Genomic DNA, 17,893 nt, shown 5'->3' with positions numbered 1-17,893 from the left:
TCGGGGTTAGCGTCGAACACGGCGCCCGAACCCGCGACGCCGCGAACTCCACGGAGTCCCCGTGCACCTCCACGTCGCCGTCGTCCCCGCCCCCGACCAGGTCGTCGTCCGCCTCACCGGCGACGCCGGCCGTCCCACGCTGCCCCGCCTGGTCCCCGCCCTGACGCGGGCCGCCGGCCACGGGACCACCAGCGTGGTCGTCGACGTGGCCGGGGCGCGCTTCCGCGACCGGAGCGCGCTGCAGGCCCTGGCCGGGTTCAGCGACGCCATGGCCGCGTCCGGGCGCTGCTGCCGGGTGGTCGGCGCCCCCGCGGTGACCCGGCGGCTGGTCATCGAGACCGGGCTGGCCGAGCACCTGGAGCTGGACGGGCCGCTGACCGGGCAGGACCCGGTGCGGCCGAGACCGCGGCCCCGCCCGGCCGCCGAGGCACCGGCGGTGGCGACGGCGTGGCTCACCCCACCGTGGGAGGAGGTGCCGGCCGCGCGTCCGCGGCCGGCGCCCGACGACCTGCCCGCGGCGCACGACACGGCCCGCCCGGACGCGACCGTCCCCCGGGACCGCCGGCGTTGAGGAGTCCCGCCCCCCGGGTACTTCCTCAGGCGAGGGCGTCGAGGCGCGCGACGTCCTCGTCGGAGAGGGTCAGCGTCGCCGCGCCCATGTTCTCCGTCAGGTGGTCGACCGACTTGGTGCCGGGGATGGGCAGGACCACCGGCGACTTCTGCAGCAGCCACGCCAGCGCGACCTGTGCCGGGGTGGCGTCGAGCTCACGGGCGATGTCGGCCACCGGGCTGTCCGGCGCGGCCAAGTCCCCCGTGGCGATCGGGAACCACGGGATGAAGGCGATGCTGTTCTCCGTGGCGTAGTCGAGGACGTCCTGCGACTGCCGGTTGGTCAGGTTGTAGAGGTTCTGCACGCTGACGACGTCGACGATCTGGCGAGCCTGCTCGAGCTCGGCCACCGACACCTCCGAGACGCCGATGTGGCGGACCTTGCCCTCGTCCTGCAGCTCCCGGAAGGCGCCGAGCTGGTCGGCCAGCGGGACGTCGGGGTCGATGCGGTGCAGCTGGATGAGGTCGATGCGCTCCACGCGCAGGTGCCGCAGCGACAGCTCGACCTGCTGCTTGAGGTAGGCGGGGCGGCCCACCGGCGTCCAGATGCCCGGGCCCTGGCGGGTCAGGCCGGCCTTGGTCGCGATGACCAGGCCCTCCGGGTAGGGGTGCAGCGCCTCGGCGATGAGCTGCTCGCTGACGAGGGGGCCGTAGGAGTCGGCGGTGTCGATGAGGTCGACGCCCTGCTCGACGGCGGCCCGCAGGACGGCGAGGGCGCCGTCGCGGTCGGCCGGCTCGCCCCAGACGCCGGGGCCGGGCAGCTGCATGGCGCCGTAGCCGAGCCGGTGGACGGGCAGGTCCCCGCCGATGGTGAAGGTGTCGGTCAGTGCGGCCGTGGTCATGGACCCTCCCGGGTGCGCGCCCGGAGCCGGGCGCCCCGGGGTCTCTCCGGGGCAGCACAACGCCAGGGGGGATGCTTCCCGGCGTCCCCCGATGTGACCGGCGACACGGACGACAGGAGGCGGCGGTGGGCGAGATCGTCGTGCTGCGGCACGGACAGACCGAGTGGAGCCGCAGCGGCCAGCACACCAGCGTGACCGACGTGCCCCTGCTGCCCGAGGGCGAGGAGCGGGCCCGGCAGCTCGCCCCCACCCTGGCGCGGCGCTCGTTCGCCGAGGTGTGGGTCAGCCCGCGCCAGCGGGCCCGGCGCACCGCGGAGCTCGCCGGGCTGACGGCCACCGCGGTCGACGAGGACCTCGTCGAGTTCGACTACGGCGGCTACGAGGGGCGCACCACCGCCGAGATCAGCGAGGAGCTCGGCCGGCCGTGGTCGGTGTGGCGCGACCCCGTCGTGCCCGGGGAGTCCCCCGGGGAGTCGGTGGACGACGTCGGCCGGCGGGTGGACCGGGTGCTGGAGCGGGCCCGGGCGCGGCTGGACGACGGCGACGTCGCGCTGGTGGCCCACGGGCACGTGCTGCGGGTGCTCACCGCGCGCTGGCTGGGGCTCGACCCCGAGGCGGGGGCTTTGTTCGCGCTGCCGGCCGGCGCCTACGGCGTGCTGGGGCACGAGCACGCCCGGCCGGTGCTCACGGGGTGGGGACTGGACTGAGCTCCTCGTCCTCGCGCCGGTGGGCCGGCGGCGCGGCCGGGCGGCCGAACAGCCAGCCCTGGGCCAGGTCGGCGCCGAGCGCGGCGACCTCCGCGGCGGCCTGCTCGGTCTCCACCCCCTCCGCCACCACCACCGCACCGAGGCGGTGGGCGTGCCCGGCCACCGTGCGCACCACCGCCCGGGCGCCGTCGTCGGGCAGTGCCGACACCAGCGCCCGCCCGAGCTTGACGACGTCGGGCCGGACGACGTCGAGCAGCGAGCGGCTCGACCACCCGGCGGCCACCTCGTCGAGGGCCACCCGCCAGCCGTGGGCCCGGTAGGACTCGAGCACGGCCAGCAGGTGCCCGCGGTCGGTGACGGCGGCCCGCTCCCCCACCTCGAGCACGAGCTGGCGCGGCCGCAGCCCGGCCAGCTCCAGCGCCTCGGCGGTGCTGGCGAGGTCGGCGTCGGGCCGCAGCACGGAGGTGGGGTGGGTGTTGACGAACAGGTCGGCCTCGCCGATCCACCCGGCGGCTCCGGCGATGGCGCACTCGCGGCCCACCCGGTCCAGCCGCGGCAGCCACCCGGCGGAGTCGGCGACGAAGAACAGGTCGCCGCCGTCGATCGTGCGGCCGTCGGAGTCCCCCCGCAGCAGGGCCTCGTGCCCGACGACGGCCCGGCCGGTGAGCTCGACGATCGGCTGGTAGACCGACCACAGCTCCGCCTCGGCCAGGACCCCGACCTCGGCGGTGATCCCCCGCCGGGCCAGCTCGGCGGCCAGCGTCGGGGCGGTGAGCAGTCCGGTGGCCAGCGCTGTGTACTCGTCGGCGGGGTCGGTGGCCACCCGCACCGCCTCGGCCTCCGCGCCGGTCAGCTCGCGGGAGAGCCGGTCGAACAACCGCTCCACGCCGAGACCATCGCGCTCGTCGAGCAGGTCCAGCAGGCCGGGGGCGGCGAACACCGACAACCCGACCGCGCGGGCCACGGCGGCCACGGCCGGCAGCACGTGCTCCTGCTCCGTCGCCAGCAGGACCCGGGTCGCGACGTCGGGCAGGACCCACTCCTCGCGCCGCCGCGCTGCGCCGATCGTGCTCACCACGCGCAGCAGGATGGCCGACCCGACCGGCCGGGCCGGGCAGGCGCGCGGCAGGCCCACGGAGCGGTCGCCGGGACCGGGACGGACCGGTACTCCTCGCGCGACGCGGACCGCCGTCCACGGCCCTCCCAGGCCCTAGGGTGCGCGCATGTCCTCCGCAGTCATCGCCGACCCGCCGCCCCACGCCGGCCGCGGGGGCCGGCCGCGGGATCCCAGCCGTGACGACGTCATCCGGGCGGCCATCCTGCGGCTGCTCGGCGACGTCGGTTACAGCGCGCTGACGATGGACGCCGTCGCCGCGGAGGCCGGTGTCGGCAAGGCGACGATCTACCGCCGCTGGCGCACCAAGCAGGAACTCGTCGTCGACACCGTCTCCGAGGTCAACCGGGCCTGGACGATCGCCGCCGACACCGGGTCGCTGGAGGGTGACCTGCGCTCGCTGGTGCACCGGATGGTCGAGATGATGGCCAGCCCGGTCGGCGCGGCCACCCGCTCGCTGCTGGCGGCCATGCAGTACGAGCCGGCGCTGATCGAGGCGTTCCGGGAGGGGCCGCTGGCGGTCTGGCGGCGGGCCTACGACGAGACCTGGCTGCGGGCGCAGGCCCGCGGCGAGGTGGGGCCGGGGCTGCCGGGGTCGATCCCGGCCGAGGCGAGCACCGCGCTGTTCGTGCAGCGCTGGCTGGTCACCCGCGAGCCGGTGGACGCCGCCTACGCCGACGCGGTGCTCGAGACGGTGGTCCTGCCCCTGGTGCGCCGGACCGGCTGAGGATCAGCGCCGGACCGGCTGGGGATCACCAGCCCAGGGTGCCCGGCTCGCCCTTGAACGGGCCGACGACCTCGTCGGTGATCCAGCCGCCGTAGAAGCCGCCGGCCTGCGCCCGCACCTGCTCGCCGTCGACCAGTGCGCGGTCGACCCGGCCTGGGTAGAACGCCACCGCGCCGCGCAGGTGCTCGTAGCCGGCGGTGGGCTGCTCGTAGGACCAGCCGACGGCGGGGTGCCGGCGGCCGTCGACGACGTCCCAGTAGGTCGCCGCCCCCTTCCACTCGCACCACGACGAGCCGGCCGCCCGCTCCAGCACCCCGGGGACGACGTCCTCGCGCGGCACGTAGTAGACCGGCGGGTGGCTGGTCTCGCAGACCCGCACCGCGCGCGAGGTCTGCGCCACCACGCGGCCGCCGAGCTCGACGACGACGCGGCGGGCGGTCACCTCGGCCGACGGCGGGCGCGGGTAGTCCCAGACCGACTCCTGACCGGGACCGACCGGGTCGCGACGCGGCGTGCGCACCTCGGCGGTCAGCGCCTGCGGGTCTGCGCCCGGGGCCGGGTGGTCCGGCGCCTCGGTGCCCGGCGGCTGCGGACCTTCTGGACCACGCTCAGCGTCACGATCAGCCCGAGGGCGCCCATCGTGGCCAGGCCCGCCTGCGACTGCAGGAAGCGCTGGACCGCGGCCTGGCCCTGGGCCTTGAGCCGCGTGGGGCTGCCCCGATCGGCCAGGTGGTCCAGGGTCGCCGCCAGCGACTCGCGGGCGGCGTCGATCTCCAGCTGGATCTCTCGTGGGTCGCGAGGCACGGCGACAGCCTGCCAGACGTGGCGCCCACCGGCCCGTCCCGGGAAACCGGGGCACCCGGACGGGCGCAGCGACCTAGACTCCCGGCCACGCGGGAGTGGTGTAACGGCAGCCACGCCAGACTTAGGATCTGGTGCCCTCGGGCGTGCGGGTTCGACTCCCGCCTCCCGCACACAGGTGTCCGGCGGTCTCAGTCCAGGACGGCGCGCAGCTCGAGCTCGGCCGACGGGACCTCAGGGTCGTCGTCGTCCACGACGGCCAGCAGGTGCACTTCTGCGCCGCGGACCTCCCGCAGTGCCAGGCCCTCCACCTTGCGCACGCGGTCGCCGACCTCGGGGATCCGGGCGACGGCCAGCACGTCGTCGCCGTCGACCAGCGCCAGGGCGGTGGCCACCACCGGGCCGTCGTCGACGGCGTCGGGCGTGTCCTCCGCGGCGGCGCTGAGCAGCTCGCGCCCGTCGGGCAGCGCCACCGCGTCGGTGACCGCCAGGCCCACGCCGTCGACCTCGCCCAGGTCGTGCCGCCGTGGCTCCCCGAGCGGCACCGCCACGGGATCAGCCCGGCCGAGGACGGCGCCCACCAGCCCCTCCAGGGGCACGTCGACGCGGGCCGAGGCGACGCCGGCGGCCAGGTTGCCGCGCTGGTACCAGCGCACGGTGCCGCCGTGGCGACTGCCGCCCTCCAGGTTCAGCCGGTCCAGCGGCAGGCCGAGGACGGCGGCCACCCGCTCGTACAGCGGACGCAGGTCCGCCGCCCGTGCGACCGGCCGTCCCTCCTCGAGCCGCACCAGCACGCCGCGCATGCGCCGGGGCGTGGAGCCCGAACCGAGCAGCAGGACGGCCGGCTCGCCGTCCACCTCGACCGGGCAGGCCACCTCGAGGTCGGGCTTGAGGTGTTTGGTCCCCGCCGCCTCGGCGAAGGTGTCGTGCCCCTCCACCGGCGGCAGGACGCGTACCGGGGTCGCCGAGCCGGCGCGCCGCCAGGCGGCGGACGTGGCGTCGTCCTGCACGATGAGCCACCCGTCCCCGAACGGTGCGATGCCGGAGGCGGCGCGCACCGGCGTCCCGTCGTCGAACCTCAGTGCCCGGACACCGTCCACGACCACCCGCACCGTCGTGCACTGCCCACTCGGTGCGCGGCGCACGCGTGACGGGCATGCCGCGACGTCAGCGAAATCACGTTGCCGTCTTTTCCCAGGTCACCGCGGGGTAGCGGTCCCGAGGGGGCTGCACGAGGTCGCCGGCGGCCGTAGGGTCGGTCCATCGGCCTGGCCGCACGACGCCGTGCCTGCGCCGGGCGCCGTCCCGCCCGCCGGTCCTCAGGACCCGACCCGTCGGAGCCCATGACCTCCCCCCGCACCGAGACCAGCGCTCGTCCCGACGAGACCACCGCGAAGCCGAAGACCCAGCTCAGCGTCACCCAGGTGCTGTCCGGCGCCCTCGCCGCGGTGTCCGCGGCGGTCCTCGCCTCCTTCTTCGGCGTGGCCGGCACCGTCATCGGCGCGGCCCTGGTGAGCGTGGTGAGCACGACCGGGGCCGCCGTCTACAGCGCCTCGCTCAGCCGCACCAGCGAGCGGCTGCGCAAGGTGCGCACCCAGCTCGGCGGGGGCCGCGGCGGCGCGGCGGGTGCCGAGCCGGCCGGCGACGACACCGCCACCCGCGTCCTGCCCGCGCACCTGGACCCGCGCCGCCCCGCCCCGGCTCCGCGCTCCCTGCTGGCGCGCGTCGGGTGGCCGCGGGTGGCCGCCTACACCGCGGCCGTCTTCGTCCTCGCGATGGGGATCGTCACCGGCATCGAGCTGATCGGGAAGGAGCCGGTGTCCGCACTGGTCGGGTCGCAGACGTCCTCGTCGTCGACGACGCTCAGCGAGCTGGTCACCGCGTCGTCCTCGAGCGACACCACGCCGTCCTCCCCCAGCACCACCGCACCGGCCGACGAGACGACCGAGGCCCCCACCTCCACGGCTCCGGGGAGCGACGCGGACCAGTCCGACGCCGAGGAGTCCGGGACGCCGGCGACCTCCACCTCCGGGTCGGCACCGACCACGGCCGACCGGAGCGACAGCTCCGACTCCGGAACCGACAGCGGCACCGACTCCGGCAGCGAGACGGGCTCCGGCAGCGAGTCCGACCCGGGCAGCGGCTCGGGTTCGGACTCCGGCAGCGACACCGGCGGGGGCACGTCCGGGCAGACCGGGTCGTCGACCCAGGGCCCGCAGGCCGGCGCCGGGACCGCGCAGGCCGAGCCGACGTCCTGACCCGCGGGGTCAGCGGGCGCCGAGCTCCTGGGCCACCACCGGGACCAGCGCGGCGAAGGCCTGGCCGCGGTGGCTGTGCGCGTCCTTCTCCGCCGGGGGCAGCTCCGCGGCGGTGAGCTCGAGGCCGTCGGGCAGGAACACCGGGTCGTAGCCGAAGCCGTTGCTCCCCCGGGGCTCGCGGACCACCTGGCCGCGCCACTGCCGCTCGATGACGTGCTCGCCGCCGTCCGGCGTGACCAGCGCGGCCGCGCAGACGAAGGCGGCGCCGCGGCGCTCGTCGGGCACGTCGGCGAGCTGGCCGAGCAGCAGCGCGGTGTTGGCCGGGTCGTCGCCGTGCCGGCCCGACCACCGCGCCGACAGCACGCCGGGCATGCCGTTGAGCGCGTCGACGGTGATACCCGAGTCGTCGGCCACCGCGGACAGGCCCGTGCACCGGACCGCCTCGCGCGCCTTGAGCAGCGCGTTCTCGGCGAACGTCGCCCCGGTCTCGGGCGCCTCGGGGTACTCGGCGACGTCGCGCAGGCCCACCACCTCGACCCCGGGGACGGCGCTGGCCAGCAGCCGCTGCAGCTCGGCGAGCTTGCCGGCGTTGCGGGTGGCCAGGAGCAGGCGGGTCATCGCTGCAGCGCCTCGGTCTGCACGCGGGTGAGCTCCGCGCAGCCGGCGACGGCGAGGTCGAGCAGGCGGTCGAGGGTGGCCCGGTCGAACACCGCGCCCTCCGCGGTGCCCTGCACCTCGACGAAGCCGCCCTCGCCGGTGCAGACGACGTTCATGTCGGTGCCTGCCCGCACGTCCTCCTCGTAGGCGAGGTCGAGCCGCGGCTCACCGTCGACGACGCCGACGCTCACCGCCGCGACCGACTGCACGACCGCGTTCTTCCTCGCCGGCTTCTTCCGGGCACCGAGCCAGGCGACGGCGTCGGCCAGCGCGACGTAGGCGCCGGTGATGGCCGCCGTCCGGGTGCCGCCGTCGGCCTGCAGGACGTCGCAGTCGATGGCGATGCTGTTCTCCCCCAGCGCCGCGAGGTCGACCGCGGCGCGCAGCGAGCGGCCGACGAGCCGGCTGATCTCGTGGGTGCGCCCGCCGATGCGGCCCTTGACCGACTCGCGGTCACTGCGGGTGTGCGTGGCGCGGGGCAGCATCGCGTACTCGGCGGTGACCCAGCCCAGGCCCGATCCCTTGCGCCAGCGCGGCACGCCCTCGGTGACGCTGGCCGCGCAGAGCACCCGGGTGCGGCCGAACTCGACCAGCACCGAGCCCTCGGCGTGGTCGAGCCAGTTGCGGGTGATGGTCACCGGGCGGAGCTGGTCGGCCGCGCGGCCGTCGGGGCGGGTCACGGACGCCGAGCCTATCGACGCCGAGCCCGCCGGCACCCAGCCCGTCAACACCCAGCCCGTCAACACCCAGCCCGCCGGCACCGGCTCGCCGGCACCCAGCCCGCCGGCACCGGCCCTCCCGCCGTGCGGGCGTCGTCCGGTACGGCCACGATCTCGGCCATGCGATCGGAGCTGCGGACGGTGCGAACCGGCGGGACGCCTGCGGTGGTCGACCTGACCGCGGAGTGCGCGGAGTTCGTGCGCGGCGAGGGCGACGGGCTGCTGCAGGTGTTCGTCCCGCACGCGACGGCCGGCGTCGCGATCATCGAGACCGGCGCAGGCAGCGACGAGGACCTGCTCGCCCAGCTCGACGAGCTGTTGCCCCGCGACGACCGCTGGCGGCACCGGCACGGCAGCCCCGGTCACGGCCGCGACCACGTGCTGCCCGCGTTCGTGCCGCCGTCCACCAGCGTGCCGGTGGTCGGCGGGCGGCTGCAGCTGGGCACCTGGCAGTCGATCTGCCTCGTCGACCCGAACGGCGACAACCCGCAGCGGCAGGTGCGGCTGTCCTTCCTCGCCGGGTAGTGCGCCGCTCGGCCCCGCTGCCGTCCCCTCCCCGGGGCACGGCAGGATGCCGGGCATGACCGAGACCGCGCCCACCCCCGTCCGGCTCGCTCCCGGTGACCCGGCTCCGGACTTCACCCTGCCCGACGCCGACGGCACCCCGGTCTCGCTCGCCGACCACCGCGGCCGCCGGGTGATCGTCTACTGCTACCCCGCCGCGCTGACCCCGGGCTGCACGACGCAGGCGGTCGACTTCACCGCCGCGGCCGGCGAACTGGCCGAGGCGGGCCTGGACATCATCGGCATCTCCCCCGACCCGCCGGAGAAGCTGCAGCGCTTCCGCGAGCAGGAGGGCCTGGGCATCACCCTCGTCTCCGACCCCGACAAGCGGGTCCTGGCCGCCTACGGCGCGTACGGCACCAAGAAGCTGTACGGCAAGGAGGTGCAGGGCGTCATCCGGTCGACCTTCGTGATCGACGCCGAGGGCCGCATCGAGCGCGCCGCCTACAACGTCAAGGCCACCGGGCACGTCGCCAAGCTGCGCCGCGACCTCGGCCTGGGCTGAGCCGGCCGGCGCTCGACAGGGGCTCGGGCCGGCGGGAGGCCCGGGTCCGCGGGGCTCAGGCGGCCCGCAGCCCGAGGACGCCGGTGACCAGCGCGTCGCAGACCGTCGCCGCGGCCCCGAGGTCGGGCTCGCGCGAGACCATCACGTCGGAGTAGAGGAACGACTCCCCCAGCCGCACGACCGCGTAGGACAGCAGCGGCAGCGGCACCTCCGACGTCAGGCCGCGCGCCTCGACGTCGCGCTCGAACAGGGCGGTGTAGGCCTCGACCATCCGCGGCTGCACCCGGCCGCGCGGGTCGGTGAGGATGCGCAGCGCGGTGGCCGGCTCGTCGTCGATGAAGCGGCGCAGCGCCGGCGCCGTCCCGAGCACCGCGCGGAAGTCCTCGATGACCACCAGGCTCCGCAGCCGGTCGGGGTCGCCGTCGGCCCGCGACCGTACGTCGTGGTTCTCGGCCGCCTGGTGGAGCGTGCGCTCGGCGAGCCACCACAGCGCCTCGCCGAGGATGGCGTCGCGGTTGCCGACGCGGCGGAACAGCGTCACGCGGGAGATGCCGAGCTCCGCGGCCAGGACGGTGGTGTCCAGGCGCTCCTCGCGCAGCAGCGTGAGCGCAGCCCGACGGACGACCTCTTCCGGGGGCGCGATCACACCGCTGAGCCTAGGACCGCGGTGACCTGCGGGTACACCGTCCGGGTGGGGACGTCGCCCGCCCGCGCGAGGAGCCCCGCGCCCGGCGAGCCGGAGGCCCGCGAACCCGTGGCGTCGCGGGCCCCGCGTCGGGTGCGGCACGATGCTGGAGCATGAGCGAAGAGATCGGCGTCACCGGCCTGGCCACGATGGGTGCCAACCTCGCCCGCAACCTGGCGCGTCACGGCTGCCGGGTCGTCGTCCACAACCGCACGCGGGCGCGCACCGACGCGCTGCTCGCGGCGCACGGCGACGAGGGCGAGTTCGTCGCGACCGGCTCGATCCAGGAGTTCGTCACCACCCTGCGGCGGCCGCGCCGGATCATCGTCATGGTCCAGGCCGGGGCCTCGACCGACGCCGTCGTCAAGGACCTGATGGACCTGCTCGAGGAGGGCGACGTCCTCGTCGACGGCGGCAACGCGCGCTACACCGACACCATCCGGCGGACCGCGGAGCTGTCCGAGAAGGGTGTGCACTTCGTCGGCTCGGGCATCAGCGGCGGCGAGGAGGGGGCGCTGCTCGGCCCGAGCATCATGCCCGGCGGCTCCGCCGAGGCCTACCGGCTGGTCGGCCCGCTGCTGGAGAGCATCGCGGCCGTCGTGGACGGCACGCCGTGCTGCACGCACGTCGGCGGGGACGGCGCCGGTCACTTCGTGAAGATGGTGCACAACGGCATCGAGTACGCCGACATGCAGCTCATTGCCGAGGCCTACGACCTGCTGCGCGCCCGGGTGGGCCTGTCCCCCGCCGAGATCGGGGAGGTGTTCGCCGGCTGGAACGAGGGCGACCTCGACTCCTACCTGATCGAGATCACCGCCGAGGTGCTGCGGCACGTCGACGCCGACACCGGCCGGCCCTTCGTCGACGTCGTGCTCGACGAGGCCGAGCAGAAGGGCACCGGTCGCTGGACCGTGCAGTCCGCGCTGGACCTCGGGGTGCCGGTCAGCGGCATCGCCGAGGCGGTGTTCGCCCGCGCGCTGTCCGGGCACGCCGAGCAGCGGGGCCCCGCCCGGGAGGTGCTGCCCGGCCCGTCGTCGGTGCCGGAGCCGGTGGCCGACCGGGACGGCTTCGTCGAGGCGGTGCGGCAGGCGCTGTACGCGTCGAAGGTGGTGGCCTACGCGCAGGGCTTCGACCAGATCGCCGCGGGCGCGCAGACCCACGGCTGGGACGTCGACCGCGCCGCGCTGGCCACCATCTGGCGGGGCGGCTGCATCATCCGCGCCCGCTTCCTCGACCGGATCCGGCAGGCCTACACCGACGAGCCGGACCTGGCCACGCTGCTGGTGCACCCCTACTTCCGCGACGCCGTCGCCGAGTGCCAGGAGGGCTGGCGCACGGTGGTGGTCGAGGCGGCCCGCGCCGGCATCCCGGCGCCCGGCTTCGCCAGCGCGCTCGCCTACTACGACGGCCTGCGCGCCGAGCGGCTGCCGGCCGCCCTCATCCAGGGCCTGCGCGACCTGTTCGGGGCGCACACCTACCGGCGGGTCGACCGCGAGGGCACGTTCCACACCCTCTGGTCGGAGGACCGGCGGGAGGTGTCCGCCGGCTGAGCGCCGGCCGGCTCACCCGTGCTCGTGCGCCACCTCCTGCCGCACGCGGGCCCGGGCGTCGGCGTAGCGCACGACCTCGTAGCCCAGCATCGTCACCAGGACGGCGGCCAGGACGGCGAGCGAGACCAGCGCCGGTGCGTGCCGCAGGGCGAGCGGGGCCGCGAGGAGCAGCACGGCGACGACCGCGCGCGGCCGGTTCACCGAGCCGACGTTGCGCAGCCGGAACCCCAGGTGCGCGAGCAGGTAGACCGCGACCCCGGCGCACAGGGCCCACAGCCCGGTGCCCGTGAGGGGGTCGGTGAGCGCGTGGTGCCCGGTGTCGCCGACGTACTCGGCCACCTTCTTCAGCCCCAGGGCGGTGAAGATGATCCCGGCGATCATTGGGAAGTGCAGGTAGGTGTAGGAGTCGCGGGCCAGCCGGATCCGGTCGCTGCCCTGCTTGCCGGCCAGCACCCGCTCGGCCACCGGCGCGACGACGTCGAAGTAGGACCACCACAGGCACACGCTGACCGTCAGCCCGAGCAGCCCGACGACCACGATCGGCAGGGTGAGCGGCAGGTCGGTCACCCCGACGCCGACGGCGATCAGCGACTCACCGATCGCGATGATGACGATCAGTCCGTACCGCTCGGCGAAGTGCCGCGGCGCGGGCAGTCGCCAGTCGGCACCCGAGACGTAGATGCCGGTGTAGTCGACCGCGAGAGCCAGCAACCACAGCAGCGTCTGCGCCGTCCCTCCGAGGAGGGCACCGGCCACGAGCAGCGCCCCGGCGACGACCACCGGTCCCGCCGTCCGGCGCAGCTGGCGGCGCAGGCCGGCGTCCTCCCCGGCCGCGACGAGGTAGACGGCCAGGTGCCCCAGCCGCACGACCGTGATGCACGCGGCGAGGAGCAGCGGCGCGCTGAGCCCACCGCCCTCGTCGGCCCACGCCTCCGGGATGGACAGGGCGACGAGGAACAGCGCCCCCATCGCGACGATCACCGCCGTGCGCACCACGCCCTCGTCGGCCCGGGCCTGGTTGCCCAGCCAGGCGTAGCTGCTCCACGCCCACCACAGCAGCGCGAGGACCACCAGGCCGCGCAGGGCGCTGCGCCAGCCGATGTCCTCGGCCATGAGGGCCGTCACCTGCGTGATCGCGAAGACGAAGACCAGGTCGAAGAACAGCTCCAGGGTGGTGACCGCGTGGTCCTCCCCGGTCAGCAGCACCCGGGCCCGGGCGCGCACCGCCCCGGACGGTCGATCGGCTCGCTCGCGCACCTGCACCTCCCACCGGCCGGGCGGTCCCGGCTCCCCGTGACGTCCGGACATGATGGCGGCTGCCGCGGCCGGCGACGACCCCCTCCGCGGCCGGCCGGCTCAGGCCGTCCAGGTGCCCGGCCGGGGCTGCCCGTGCGGGCCGCCGTCCCAGCCGGCGTCCCAGGGGAAGCAGCCGGCCGGTGAGGCCCAGGCCAGCTGCTGGGCGGGCACCGAGTACTCGGCCGGCCGCTGATACCAGCGGTTGGCGCCGAGCAGCACCGCGCCCGGGTTGGGGCACTCCTCCACGACCAGCTGCTCCCCGGCCGCGTCGAGCAGTTCCCCGGGCACGAGCGACCGGCCGGCCACCACCTCCGCCGCCACCGCGTCGAGCAGCGCATGTGTGGCGTGCGCGTGCCGGCCGACGACGACCAGCTCGGGGTGGCCGAGGCCGAACAGGCCGATCGTGTAGCCGAAGGCGGGTTCGCCCGGACCCTCACCGGGGCCGACGTACTGGACGGCGAAGCGGGCGCGGCGGATGACCGCGGCGAGGTGGGCGTCCTCCTGGTCGAGCCAGGCGGTGGTCTGCGGGTCGGTGCTCATGGCCGCGAGCCTGCGGTTCGGCACCGACAGGACGCGCCTGCGCACAGCCGGTGGTGGACGGACGGCCCCGCTGTGGACGACGGCAGCCGGATCGTCGGCGCTCAGCCCTCGGCGACCCGCTTCGCCCGCGCCCGCCGCTTGCCCTCGTGCATGGCGGCCACCCGCGCGACCGGGATGGTGTGGCCCTCGGCGACCAGGTCGGCGGGCAGCACCTGCGGGTCGGGCAGCAGCGCCGTCCACGGGTCGCCGTCCCCCAGCCGCTCCGGCGCCGTCCGCACGGTGACGTCCCCGGGCCGCACGGACGGCAGGTCCTCCCACGCGACCGGCGCCGACACCGGCAGGCCCGGGCGGATGCGGGGGCTGTAGGCGACCACGATCGTCGAGGAGCCCGAGCGGGTCGAGTCGAGGAAGACCCGGCCGTGCCGGTCCTCGCGGATGTAGGCGGTGGTGGCCAGGTCGGGGTCGAGCGCGGCGGCTCGGGCGGCCAGGGCGCGGGTCGCGGCGGCGGCGTCCTCGGGCCCGACCCTGCGCACCGGGACGACGACGTGCACGCCCTTGGACCCGCTGGTCTTCACCGCGCCGGCGAGCCCGGCACCGGCGAGGGCCCGCCGCACGAGCTCCGCGGCCCGGACGACGACGTCGAAGTCGGCGCCCTCCGGCGGGTCGAGGTCGAGCACGATGCCGGTCGGCTCGGTCTCCGCGCCGGCGACGAAGAAGGGGACGTGGAACTCGACCGCCCGCTGGTTGGCCAGCCACAGCAGGGTGCGCCGGTCGTCGCAGAGCACCTGGTGCACCTCGCGGTGCGCGCCGAACGACCAGACGGGGACGGTCGGCACCCAGTCCGGCGCGCCCTTGGGCACGTTGCGCTGCATGAACGGCTCCTGGCCGGGGCGCACCCGCTTCACCGACAGCGGCCGGCCGGCGAGCTGCGGCACCAGGCGGGAGGCGAAGGCGTCGAGGTGGTCGACCAGGTCGCCCTTGGTCACCCCGAGCCCGTCGCCCAGCGGGGCGTCGAGGCTGCTCAGCCGGACGCCGTCCCGTTCGTCGTCGGCCACCGGCCCACCGTGCCCGGCTCGTCCGGCCACGGCAAGCGGTCCGACCCGGGATACGGTCCGCCGGGTGATGCGGCCCCGGCTCCCCGCGTGGCCCGCGGTCCCGCCGGAGCAGGACGGCGTCCGGCTGCGCGCCTTCCGCGACGACGACGTCGACACGGTGCTCGACCTGGCCGGCGACCCCCGTGTGGCGGCGGTCAGCACGCTGCCCGAGGGGGCGGACGAGCCTGCCGCCCGCGCGTGGATCGCGCGCCAGCACCGGCGGTGGGCCGAGGGCGCGGGTTTCTCGTTCGCGGTCGCCGAGGGAGCCACCGACCGCGCCGTCGGGCAGGTCGGCCTGTGGCTCGACCGCTGGGCCGAGGGTGTGGGGACGGTCGGGTACCTCGTCGCGCCGTGCGCCCGCCGGCGGGGCGTGGCCACCCGCGCGCTGCGCGCCGTCACGGCGTTCGCCGCCACCCTCCCGGGCCTCGACCGACTGGAGCTCTTCGTCGAGCCGGGCAACACGGCCTCGCTGCGGACGGCGCAGCGGGCGGGGTACCGCCGGGTCGACGTCGTCCCGCACCCCCGGCGAGCCGGCGACGAGCCGGTCCCCATGGTCCGCCTGGCGCGCCGTCTCCCCGGGACGGCGGCCCCGCGGGGCTGACCCGGGGCCGTCCGGACGACGTCCTCCCGCACCGCGGCGCGTCCTCCCTCACGGTGCACGGTGAGGGAGGACGCGCCACGATCAGGTTCCCTGATCGTGGCGCCCCTGATCGCGGCGCGCCTGATCGTGGCGCGCCTGATCGTGGCGCGTCGCGTTCAGACCTCGTAGGTCGCGCCGGGGCGCACCAGCTCGGCGGCGGGGAACACCGCCCGGGCGGCGGCCAGCTGCGCCAGTGGGTCCACCCAGGCGGGCACGTGCGTGACCAGCAGGCGTCGCACCCGGGCGGCGGCAGCGACCTGGCCGGCCTGCCGCCCGGTGAGGTGCAGGTCGGCCGGCAGGCCCTCGCGCTCGGGGTGGGCGGCCTCGGCGAGCAGCACGTCGGCTCCGGACGCCAGGTCGACGACGGCCTGGCTCGGTCCGGTGTCGCCGGTGTAGACCAGCGACCTGCCGTGCGCGGTTAGCCGGATGGCGTGGCACTCGATGGGGTGCGCGGTGCGGGCGGTCTGCACGGTGAAGGGCCCGAGCCGGGCCGAGACCGGGGTGACCGCGAAGTCGAAGACGTCGGTCAGCGGAGCACCGCCGGCGTCGTAGGCGGCGGCCAGTCGCCGGTCGGCGCCCGCGGGCGCGATCAGCGGCACCCGGCGCCGCGAGGAGCGCCCCGAGTAGCGGTGCCAGACGACCAGCGGGGCGACGTCGAGGCAGTGGTCGGCGTGCAGGTGGGAGAGGTAGACCGCGTCGATGGCGTCGGGGTCGACCAGCGCCTGCAGGGTGCCAAAGGCCCCGCTGCCGAGGTCGAGCAGCAGCCGGAAGCCGTCCTCCTCCACCAGGTAGCAGGACGCCGCGGAGGTCGGGCCGGGGCCGCTGCCGGAGCACCCGACGACGGTCAGCCGCACGCCGCGCACCCCTGCCGGCCGTGTCCGCGCTCGCTCCCCATGGCGGGCGCCAGGCTAACCACCGGGCTCAGGTGAGCTGCAGCACGGCCCCGGCCGCCACCCGCAGGACCCCGTCGGCCCAGCGCAGCCCGGTGAGGTCGCGCACGACGACGTCCGCGCCGGCCGGGAGGGCCCGCTCGCCGATCCCGACGACCCGGGCGCCGGCCGCGCGCCCGGCGGCCACACCGGCCGGACTGTCCTCGAGCACGACGGTCTCCTCGGGGCACAGGCGCAGTACCCGCGCGCCGAGGCGGTAGCACTCCGGGTCGGGCGTGCCGCCGGCCACGTCGGGCCCGGCGACCACCGCCTCGGGCAGCAGACCGGCGGCGGTCAGCCGCGCGGTCGCCAGGTCCGGCGTGCCGGAGGTGACGACGGCCCACACCCGCGGGGGCAGGGTGGCCAGCAGCTCGCAGCGCCGGCGACGGTGGGCACCGTCTCGGCGTCCTCGAGCTCGTAGCGGTCGATGAGCGCGGTCGCCCGTGCCTGCCGCGTCCCGGGCACGAGGTCGGCGACGGTGTCGGCCGACCGGCGTCCGTGCACCACCGCCGGCACGCCGGCGGGGTCGAGCCCCTGCTCGGTGGCCCACCGCGACCAGGAGGCCGTGACCGCGACGTCGGAGTCGACGAGGACGCCGTCGTGGTCGAACAGCAGCCCGCGGGCGGGCAGCGCGAGGTTCCCGGAACGGTCCTCCTGCAGGGCCCCGCCGCGAGCCGGCGAGTGGGCGGGTCCTTCGCCCGTCATCACGCCCAGAGCTGGCCCTCGAGCGCCGCGGTGGCCTCGTCGAGGGTGCCGGCGTAGGCGCCGGTGGAGAGGTACTTCCAGCCGCCGTCGCAGACGATGAACACGATGTCGGCCCTGCGGCCCGCCGCGACCTCCTTGTCGGCGATGCCGAGCGCCGCGTGCAGGATCGCCCCGGTCGAGATGCCGGCGAAGATGCCCTCGCGCTCGACCAGCTGCCGGGTGCGGTGGATGGCGTCCTCGGGGCCGACGGAGAACCGCGAGTCGAGCAGCTCGGCGTCGTAGAGCTCGGGGATGAACCCCTCGTCGATGTTGCGCAGGCCGTAGACCAGCTCGCCGTAGCGCGGCTCGGCGGCGATCACCTGGACGCCGGGCTTGTGCTCGCGGAAGTAGCGCGAGCAGCCCATGAGCGTGCCGGTGGTGCCCAGCCCGGCGACGAAGTGGGTGATCGAGGGCAGGTCGGCGAGGATCTCCGGGCCGGTGCCGGTGTAGTGCGCGTCGGCGTTGGCCGGGTTGCCGTACTGGTAGAGCATCACCCAGTCGTCGTGCTCGGCGGCCAGCTCCTTGGCCATCGCGACGGCCTGGTTGGAGCCGCCGGCGGCCGGCGAGCTGATGATCTGCGCGCCGTACATCTCCAGCAGCTGGCGGCGCTCCACCGAGGTGTTCTCCGGCATGACGCAGATCAGGCGGTAGCCGCGCTGCCGGGCCACCATCGCCAGCGAGATGCCGGTGTTGCCGCTGGTCGGCTCCAGGATGGTGGCGCCGGGCTGCAGCGTCCCCTCCTTCTCCGCCGCCTCGATCATCGAGATGGCGGCCCGGTCCTTGATCGAGCCGGTGGGGTTGTGGTCCTCCAGCTTGGCCCACAGCCGCACGTCGGAGGTCGGCGACAGGGACGGCAGCCCCACGAGCGGGGTGCCACCGAGGGAGTCGACGAGGGAGGCGAAGCGGGCCATC

General features: G+C 76.0%; 23 protein-coding genes and 1 tRNA gene. 9 read left to right on the top strand and 15 right to left on the bottom strand.

The window, feature by feature from the left end; all coding sequences use genetic code 11:
- Positions 1–61: 61 nt before the first annotated feature.
- Positions 62–571 carry an STAS domain-containing protein gene (locus tag ACU616_RS15010; protein WP_446759246.1) on the top strand — a complete coding sequence of 170 codons (510 nt, stop codon included), beginning with the start codon at positions 62–64 and terminating at the stop codon, positions 569–571.
- Between the two features lie 25 nt (positions 572–596).
- Here the strand turns inward: ACU616_RS15010 and ACU616_RS15005 are convergent, their stop codons facing one another.
- A complete protein-coding gene (locus tag ACU616_RS15005) occupies positions 597–1,451 on the bottom strand; it encodes an aldo/keto reductase (protein ID WP_446759245.1) in 855 nt (284 codons plus the stop codon).
- Between the two features lie 125 nt (positions 1,452–1,576).
- Here ACU616_RS15005 and ACU616_RS15000 point away from each other — a divergent pair, with 125 nt between their 5' ends.
- Positions 1,577–2,158 (top strand): histidine phosphatase family protein, encoded by a 582-nt coding sequence (locus ACU616_RS15000; protein ID WP_446759244.1) that lies wholly within the window; start codon positions 1,577–1,579, stop codon positions 2,156–2,158.
- Here the strand turns inward: ACU616_RS15000 and ACU616_RS14995 are convergent.
- A complete protein-coding gene (locus tag ACU616_RS14995) occupies positions 2,136–3,293 on the bottom strand; it encodes an EAL domain-containing protein (protein ID WP_446759243.1) in 1,158 nt (385 codons plus the stop codon). The two genes, ACU616_RS15000 and ACU616_RS14995, sit on opposite strands and share 23 nt — an antisense overlap.
- An 88-nt stretch (positions 3,294–3,381) precedes the next feature.
- Between ACU616_RS14995 and ACU616_RS14990 the strand changes: the two genes are divergently transcribed.
- Entirely contained in the window at positions 3,382–3,999 is a 618-nt protein-coding gene (locus ACU616_RS14990) for a TetR/AcrR family transcriptional regulator (RefSeq protein WP_446759242.1), read from the top strand.
- A gap of 25 nt (positions 4,000–4,024) precedes the next feature.
- Here ACU616_RS14990 and ACU616_RS14985 read toward each other — a convergent pair whose 3' ends face one another.
- Together ACU616_RS14985 and ACU616_RS14980 are read right to left on the bottom strand one after the other, a co-directional pair.
- Positions 4,025–4,519 carry a DUF427 domain-containing protein gene (locus ACU616_RS14985; RefSeq protein ID WP_446759241.1) on the bottom strand — a complete coding sequence of 165 codons (495 nt, stop codon included), beginning with the start codon at positions 4,517–4,519 and terminating at the stop codon, positions 4,025–4,027.
- An 8-nt stretch (positions 4,520–4,527) separates the two neighbouring features.
- Positions 4,528–4,803 (bottom strand): DUF3618 domain-containing protein, encoded by a 276-nt coding sequence (locus tag ACU616_RS14980; RefSeq protein ID WP_446759240.1) that lies wholly within the window; start codon positions 4,801–4,803, stop codon positions 4,528–4,530.
- A gap of 89 nt (positions 4,804–4,892) precedes the next feature.
- Between ACU616_RS14980 and ACU616_RS14975 the strand changes: the two genes are divergently transcribed.
- Positions 4,893–4,973: transfer RNA gene (locus tag ACU616_RS14975), tRNA-Leu, on the top strand.
- Between the two features lie 18 nt (positions 4,974–4,991).
- Here ACU616_RS14975 and ACU616_RS14970 read toward each other — a convergent pair.
- Positions 4,992–5,912 carry a DUF6910 family protein gene (locus ACU616_RS14970; protein ID WP_446759239.1) on the bottom strand — a complete coding sequence of 307 codons (921 nt, stop codon included), beginning with the start codon at positions 5,910–5,912 and terminating at the stop codon, positions 4,992–4,994.
- A 231-nt stretch (positions 5,913–6,143) separates the two neighbouring features.
- On the opposite strand from ACU616_RS14970, the gene ACU616_RS14965 reads away from it, so the two are divergent.
- On the top strand, positions 6,144–7,058 hold the full coding sequence (locus ACU616_RS14965; protein WP_446759238.1) for a hypothetical protein: 915 nt from the start codon (positions 6,144–6,146) through the stop codon (positions 7,056–7,058).
- A gap of 9 nt (positions 7,059–7,067) precedes the next feature.
- Here ACU616_RS14965 and rdgB read toward each other — a convergent pair whose 3' ends face one another.
- Entirely contained in the window at positions 7,068–7,676 is a 609-nt protein-coding gene (gene rdgB / locus ACU616_RS14960; protein ID WP_446759237.1) for an RdgB/HAM1 family non-canonical purine NTP pyrophosphatase, read from the bottom strand.
- Positions 7,673–8,395, bottom strand: a complete 723-nt coding sequence (gene rph, locus ACU616_RS14955) for a ribonuclease PH (RefSeq protein ID WP_446759236.1) — start codon at positions 8,393–8,395, stop codon at positions 7,673–7,675. Before rph ends, rdgB begins: the two co-directional genes overlap by 4 nt.
- A 159-nt stretch (positions 8,396–8,554) precedes the next feature.
- Between rph and ACU616_RS14950 the strand changes: the two genes are divergently transcribed.
- Together ACU616_RS14950 and bcp are read left to right on the top strand one after the other, a co-directional pair.
- A complete protein-coding gene (locus ACU616_RS14950) occupies positions 8,555–8,959 on the top strand; it encodes a YjbQ family protein (RefSeq protein WP_446759235.1) in 405 nt (134 codons plus the stop codon).
- 55 nt (positions 8,960–9,014) lie between these two features.
- A complete protein-coding gene (gene bcp, locus ACU616_RS14945) occupies positions 9,015–9,503 on the top strand; it encodes a thioredoxin-dependent thiol peroxidase (RefSeq protein WP_446759234.1) in 489 nt (162 codons plus the stop codon).
- Positions 9,504–9,558: 55 nt separating this feature from the next.
- Here the strand turns inward: bcp and ACU616_RS14940 are convergent, their stop codons facing one another.
- The gene (locus ACU616_RS14940; protein WP_446759233.1) at positions 9,559–10,149 is read right to left on the bottom strand and encodes a QsdR family transcriptional regulator; all 591 of its coding nucleotides are present in this window, start codon (positions 10,147–10,149) and stop codon (positions 9,559–9,561) included.
- A 152-nt stretch (positions 10,150–10,301) separates the two neighbouring features.
- Between ACU616_RS14940 and gndA the strand changes: the two genes are divergently transcribed.
- Entirely contained in the window at positions 10,302–11,738 is a 1,437-nt protein-coding gene (gndA, locus tag ACU616_RS14935; RefSeq protein WP_446759232.1) for an NADP-dependent phosphogluconate dehydrogenase, read from the top strand.
- Between the two features lie 12 nt (positions 11,739–11,750).
- Here the strand turns inward: gndA and ACU616_RS14930 are convergent, their stop codons facing one another.
- The 3 genes from ACU616_RS14930 to ligD all read right to left on the bottom strand — a co-directional run bounded on the left by ACU616_RS14930 (position 11,751) and on the right by ligD (position 14,629).
- Positions 11,751–12,962, bottom strand: a complete 1,212-nt coding sequence (locus tag ACU616_RS14930; RefSeq protein WP_446759231.1) for a low temperature requirement protein A — start codon at positions 12,960–12,962, stop codon at positions 11,751–11,753.
- Between the two features lie 132 nt (positions 12,963–13,094).
- Positions 13,095–13,574 carry a DUF4262 domain-containing protein gene (locus ACU616_RS14925; RefSeq protein WP_446759230.1) on the bottom strand — a complete coding sequence of 160 codons (480 nt, stop codon included), beginning with the start codon at positions 13,572–13,574 and terminating at the stop codon, positions 13,095–13,097.
- 101 nt (positions 13,575–13,675) lie between these two features.
- Positions 13,676–14,629, bottom strand: coding sequence for a non-homologous end-joining DNA ligase LigD (ligD, locus tag ACU616_RS14920; RefSeq protein ID WP_446759229.1), 954 nt, complete (start codon positions 14,627–14,629; stop codon positions 13,676–13,678).
- A gap of 67 nt (positions 14,630–14,696) precedes the next feature.
- On the opposite strand from ligD, the gene ACU616_RS14915 reads away from it, so the two are divergent.
- Positions 14,697–15,269: a GNAT family N-acetyltransferase gene (locus ACU616_RS14915; protein WP_446761487.1), complete on the top strand. Its 573-nt coding sequence runs from the start codon at positions 14,697–14,699 to the stop codon at positions 15,267–15,269.
- A gap of 155 nt (positions 15,270–15,424) precedes the next feature.
- Here the strand turns inward: ACU616_RS14915 and ACU616_RS14910 are convergent, their stop codons facing one another.
- The 4 genes from ACU616_RS14910 to ACU616_RS14895 all read right to left on the bottom strand — a co-directional run bounded on the left by ACU616_RS14910 (position 15,425) and on the right by ACU616_RS14895 (position 17,892).
- On the bottom strand, positions 15,425–16,162 hold the full coding sequence (locus ACU616_RS14910) for an MBL fold metallo-hydrolase (RefSeq protein WP_446759228.1): 738 nt from the start codon (positions 16,160–16,162) through the stop codon (positions 15,425–15,427).
- Between the two features lie 67 nt (positions 16,163–16,229).
- Complete coding sequence (locus ACU616_RS14905; RefSeq protein ID WP_446759227.1) at positions 16,230–16,583, bottom strand: HAD-IA family hydrolase; 354 nt, start codon at positions 16,581–16,583, stop codon at positions 16,230–16,232.
- Positions 16,532–16,942, bottom strand: a complete 411-nt coding sequence (locus ACU616_RS14900) for a hypothetical protein (RefSeq protein WP_446759226.1) — start codon at positions 16,940–16,942, stop codon at positions 16,532–16,534. Before ACU616_RS14900 ends, ACU616_RS14905 begins: the two co-directional genes overlap by 52 nt.
- Positions 16,942–17,892, bottom strand: a complete 951-nt coding sequence (locus tag ACU616_RS14895) for a PLP-dependent cysteine synthase family protein (RefSeq protein WP_446759225.1) — start codon at positions 17,890–17,892, stop codon at positions 16,942–16,944. Before ACU616_RS14895 ends, ACU616_RS14900 begins: the two co-directional genes overlap by 1 nt.
- Between the last annotated feature and the right edge of the window lies 1 nt (position 17,893).

It is taken from the genome of Geodermatophilus sp. URMC 62, assembly GCF_052931475.1.
The sequence above is the reverse complement of the archived record's forward strand: the minus strand, read 5'-3'. Positions and strand labels throughout refer to the sequence as shown.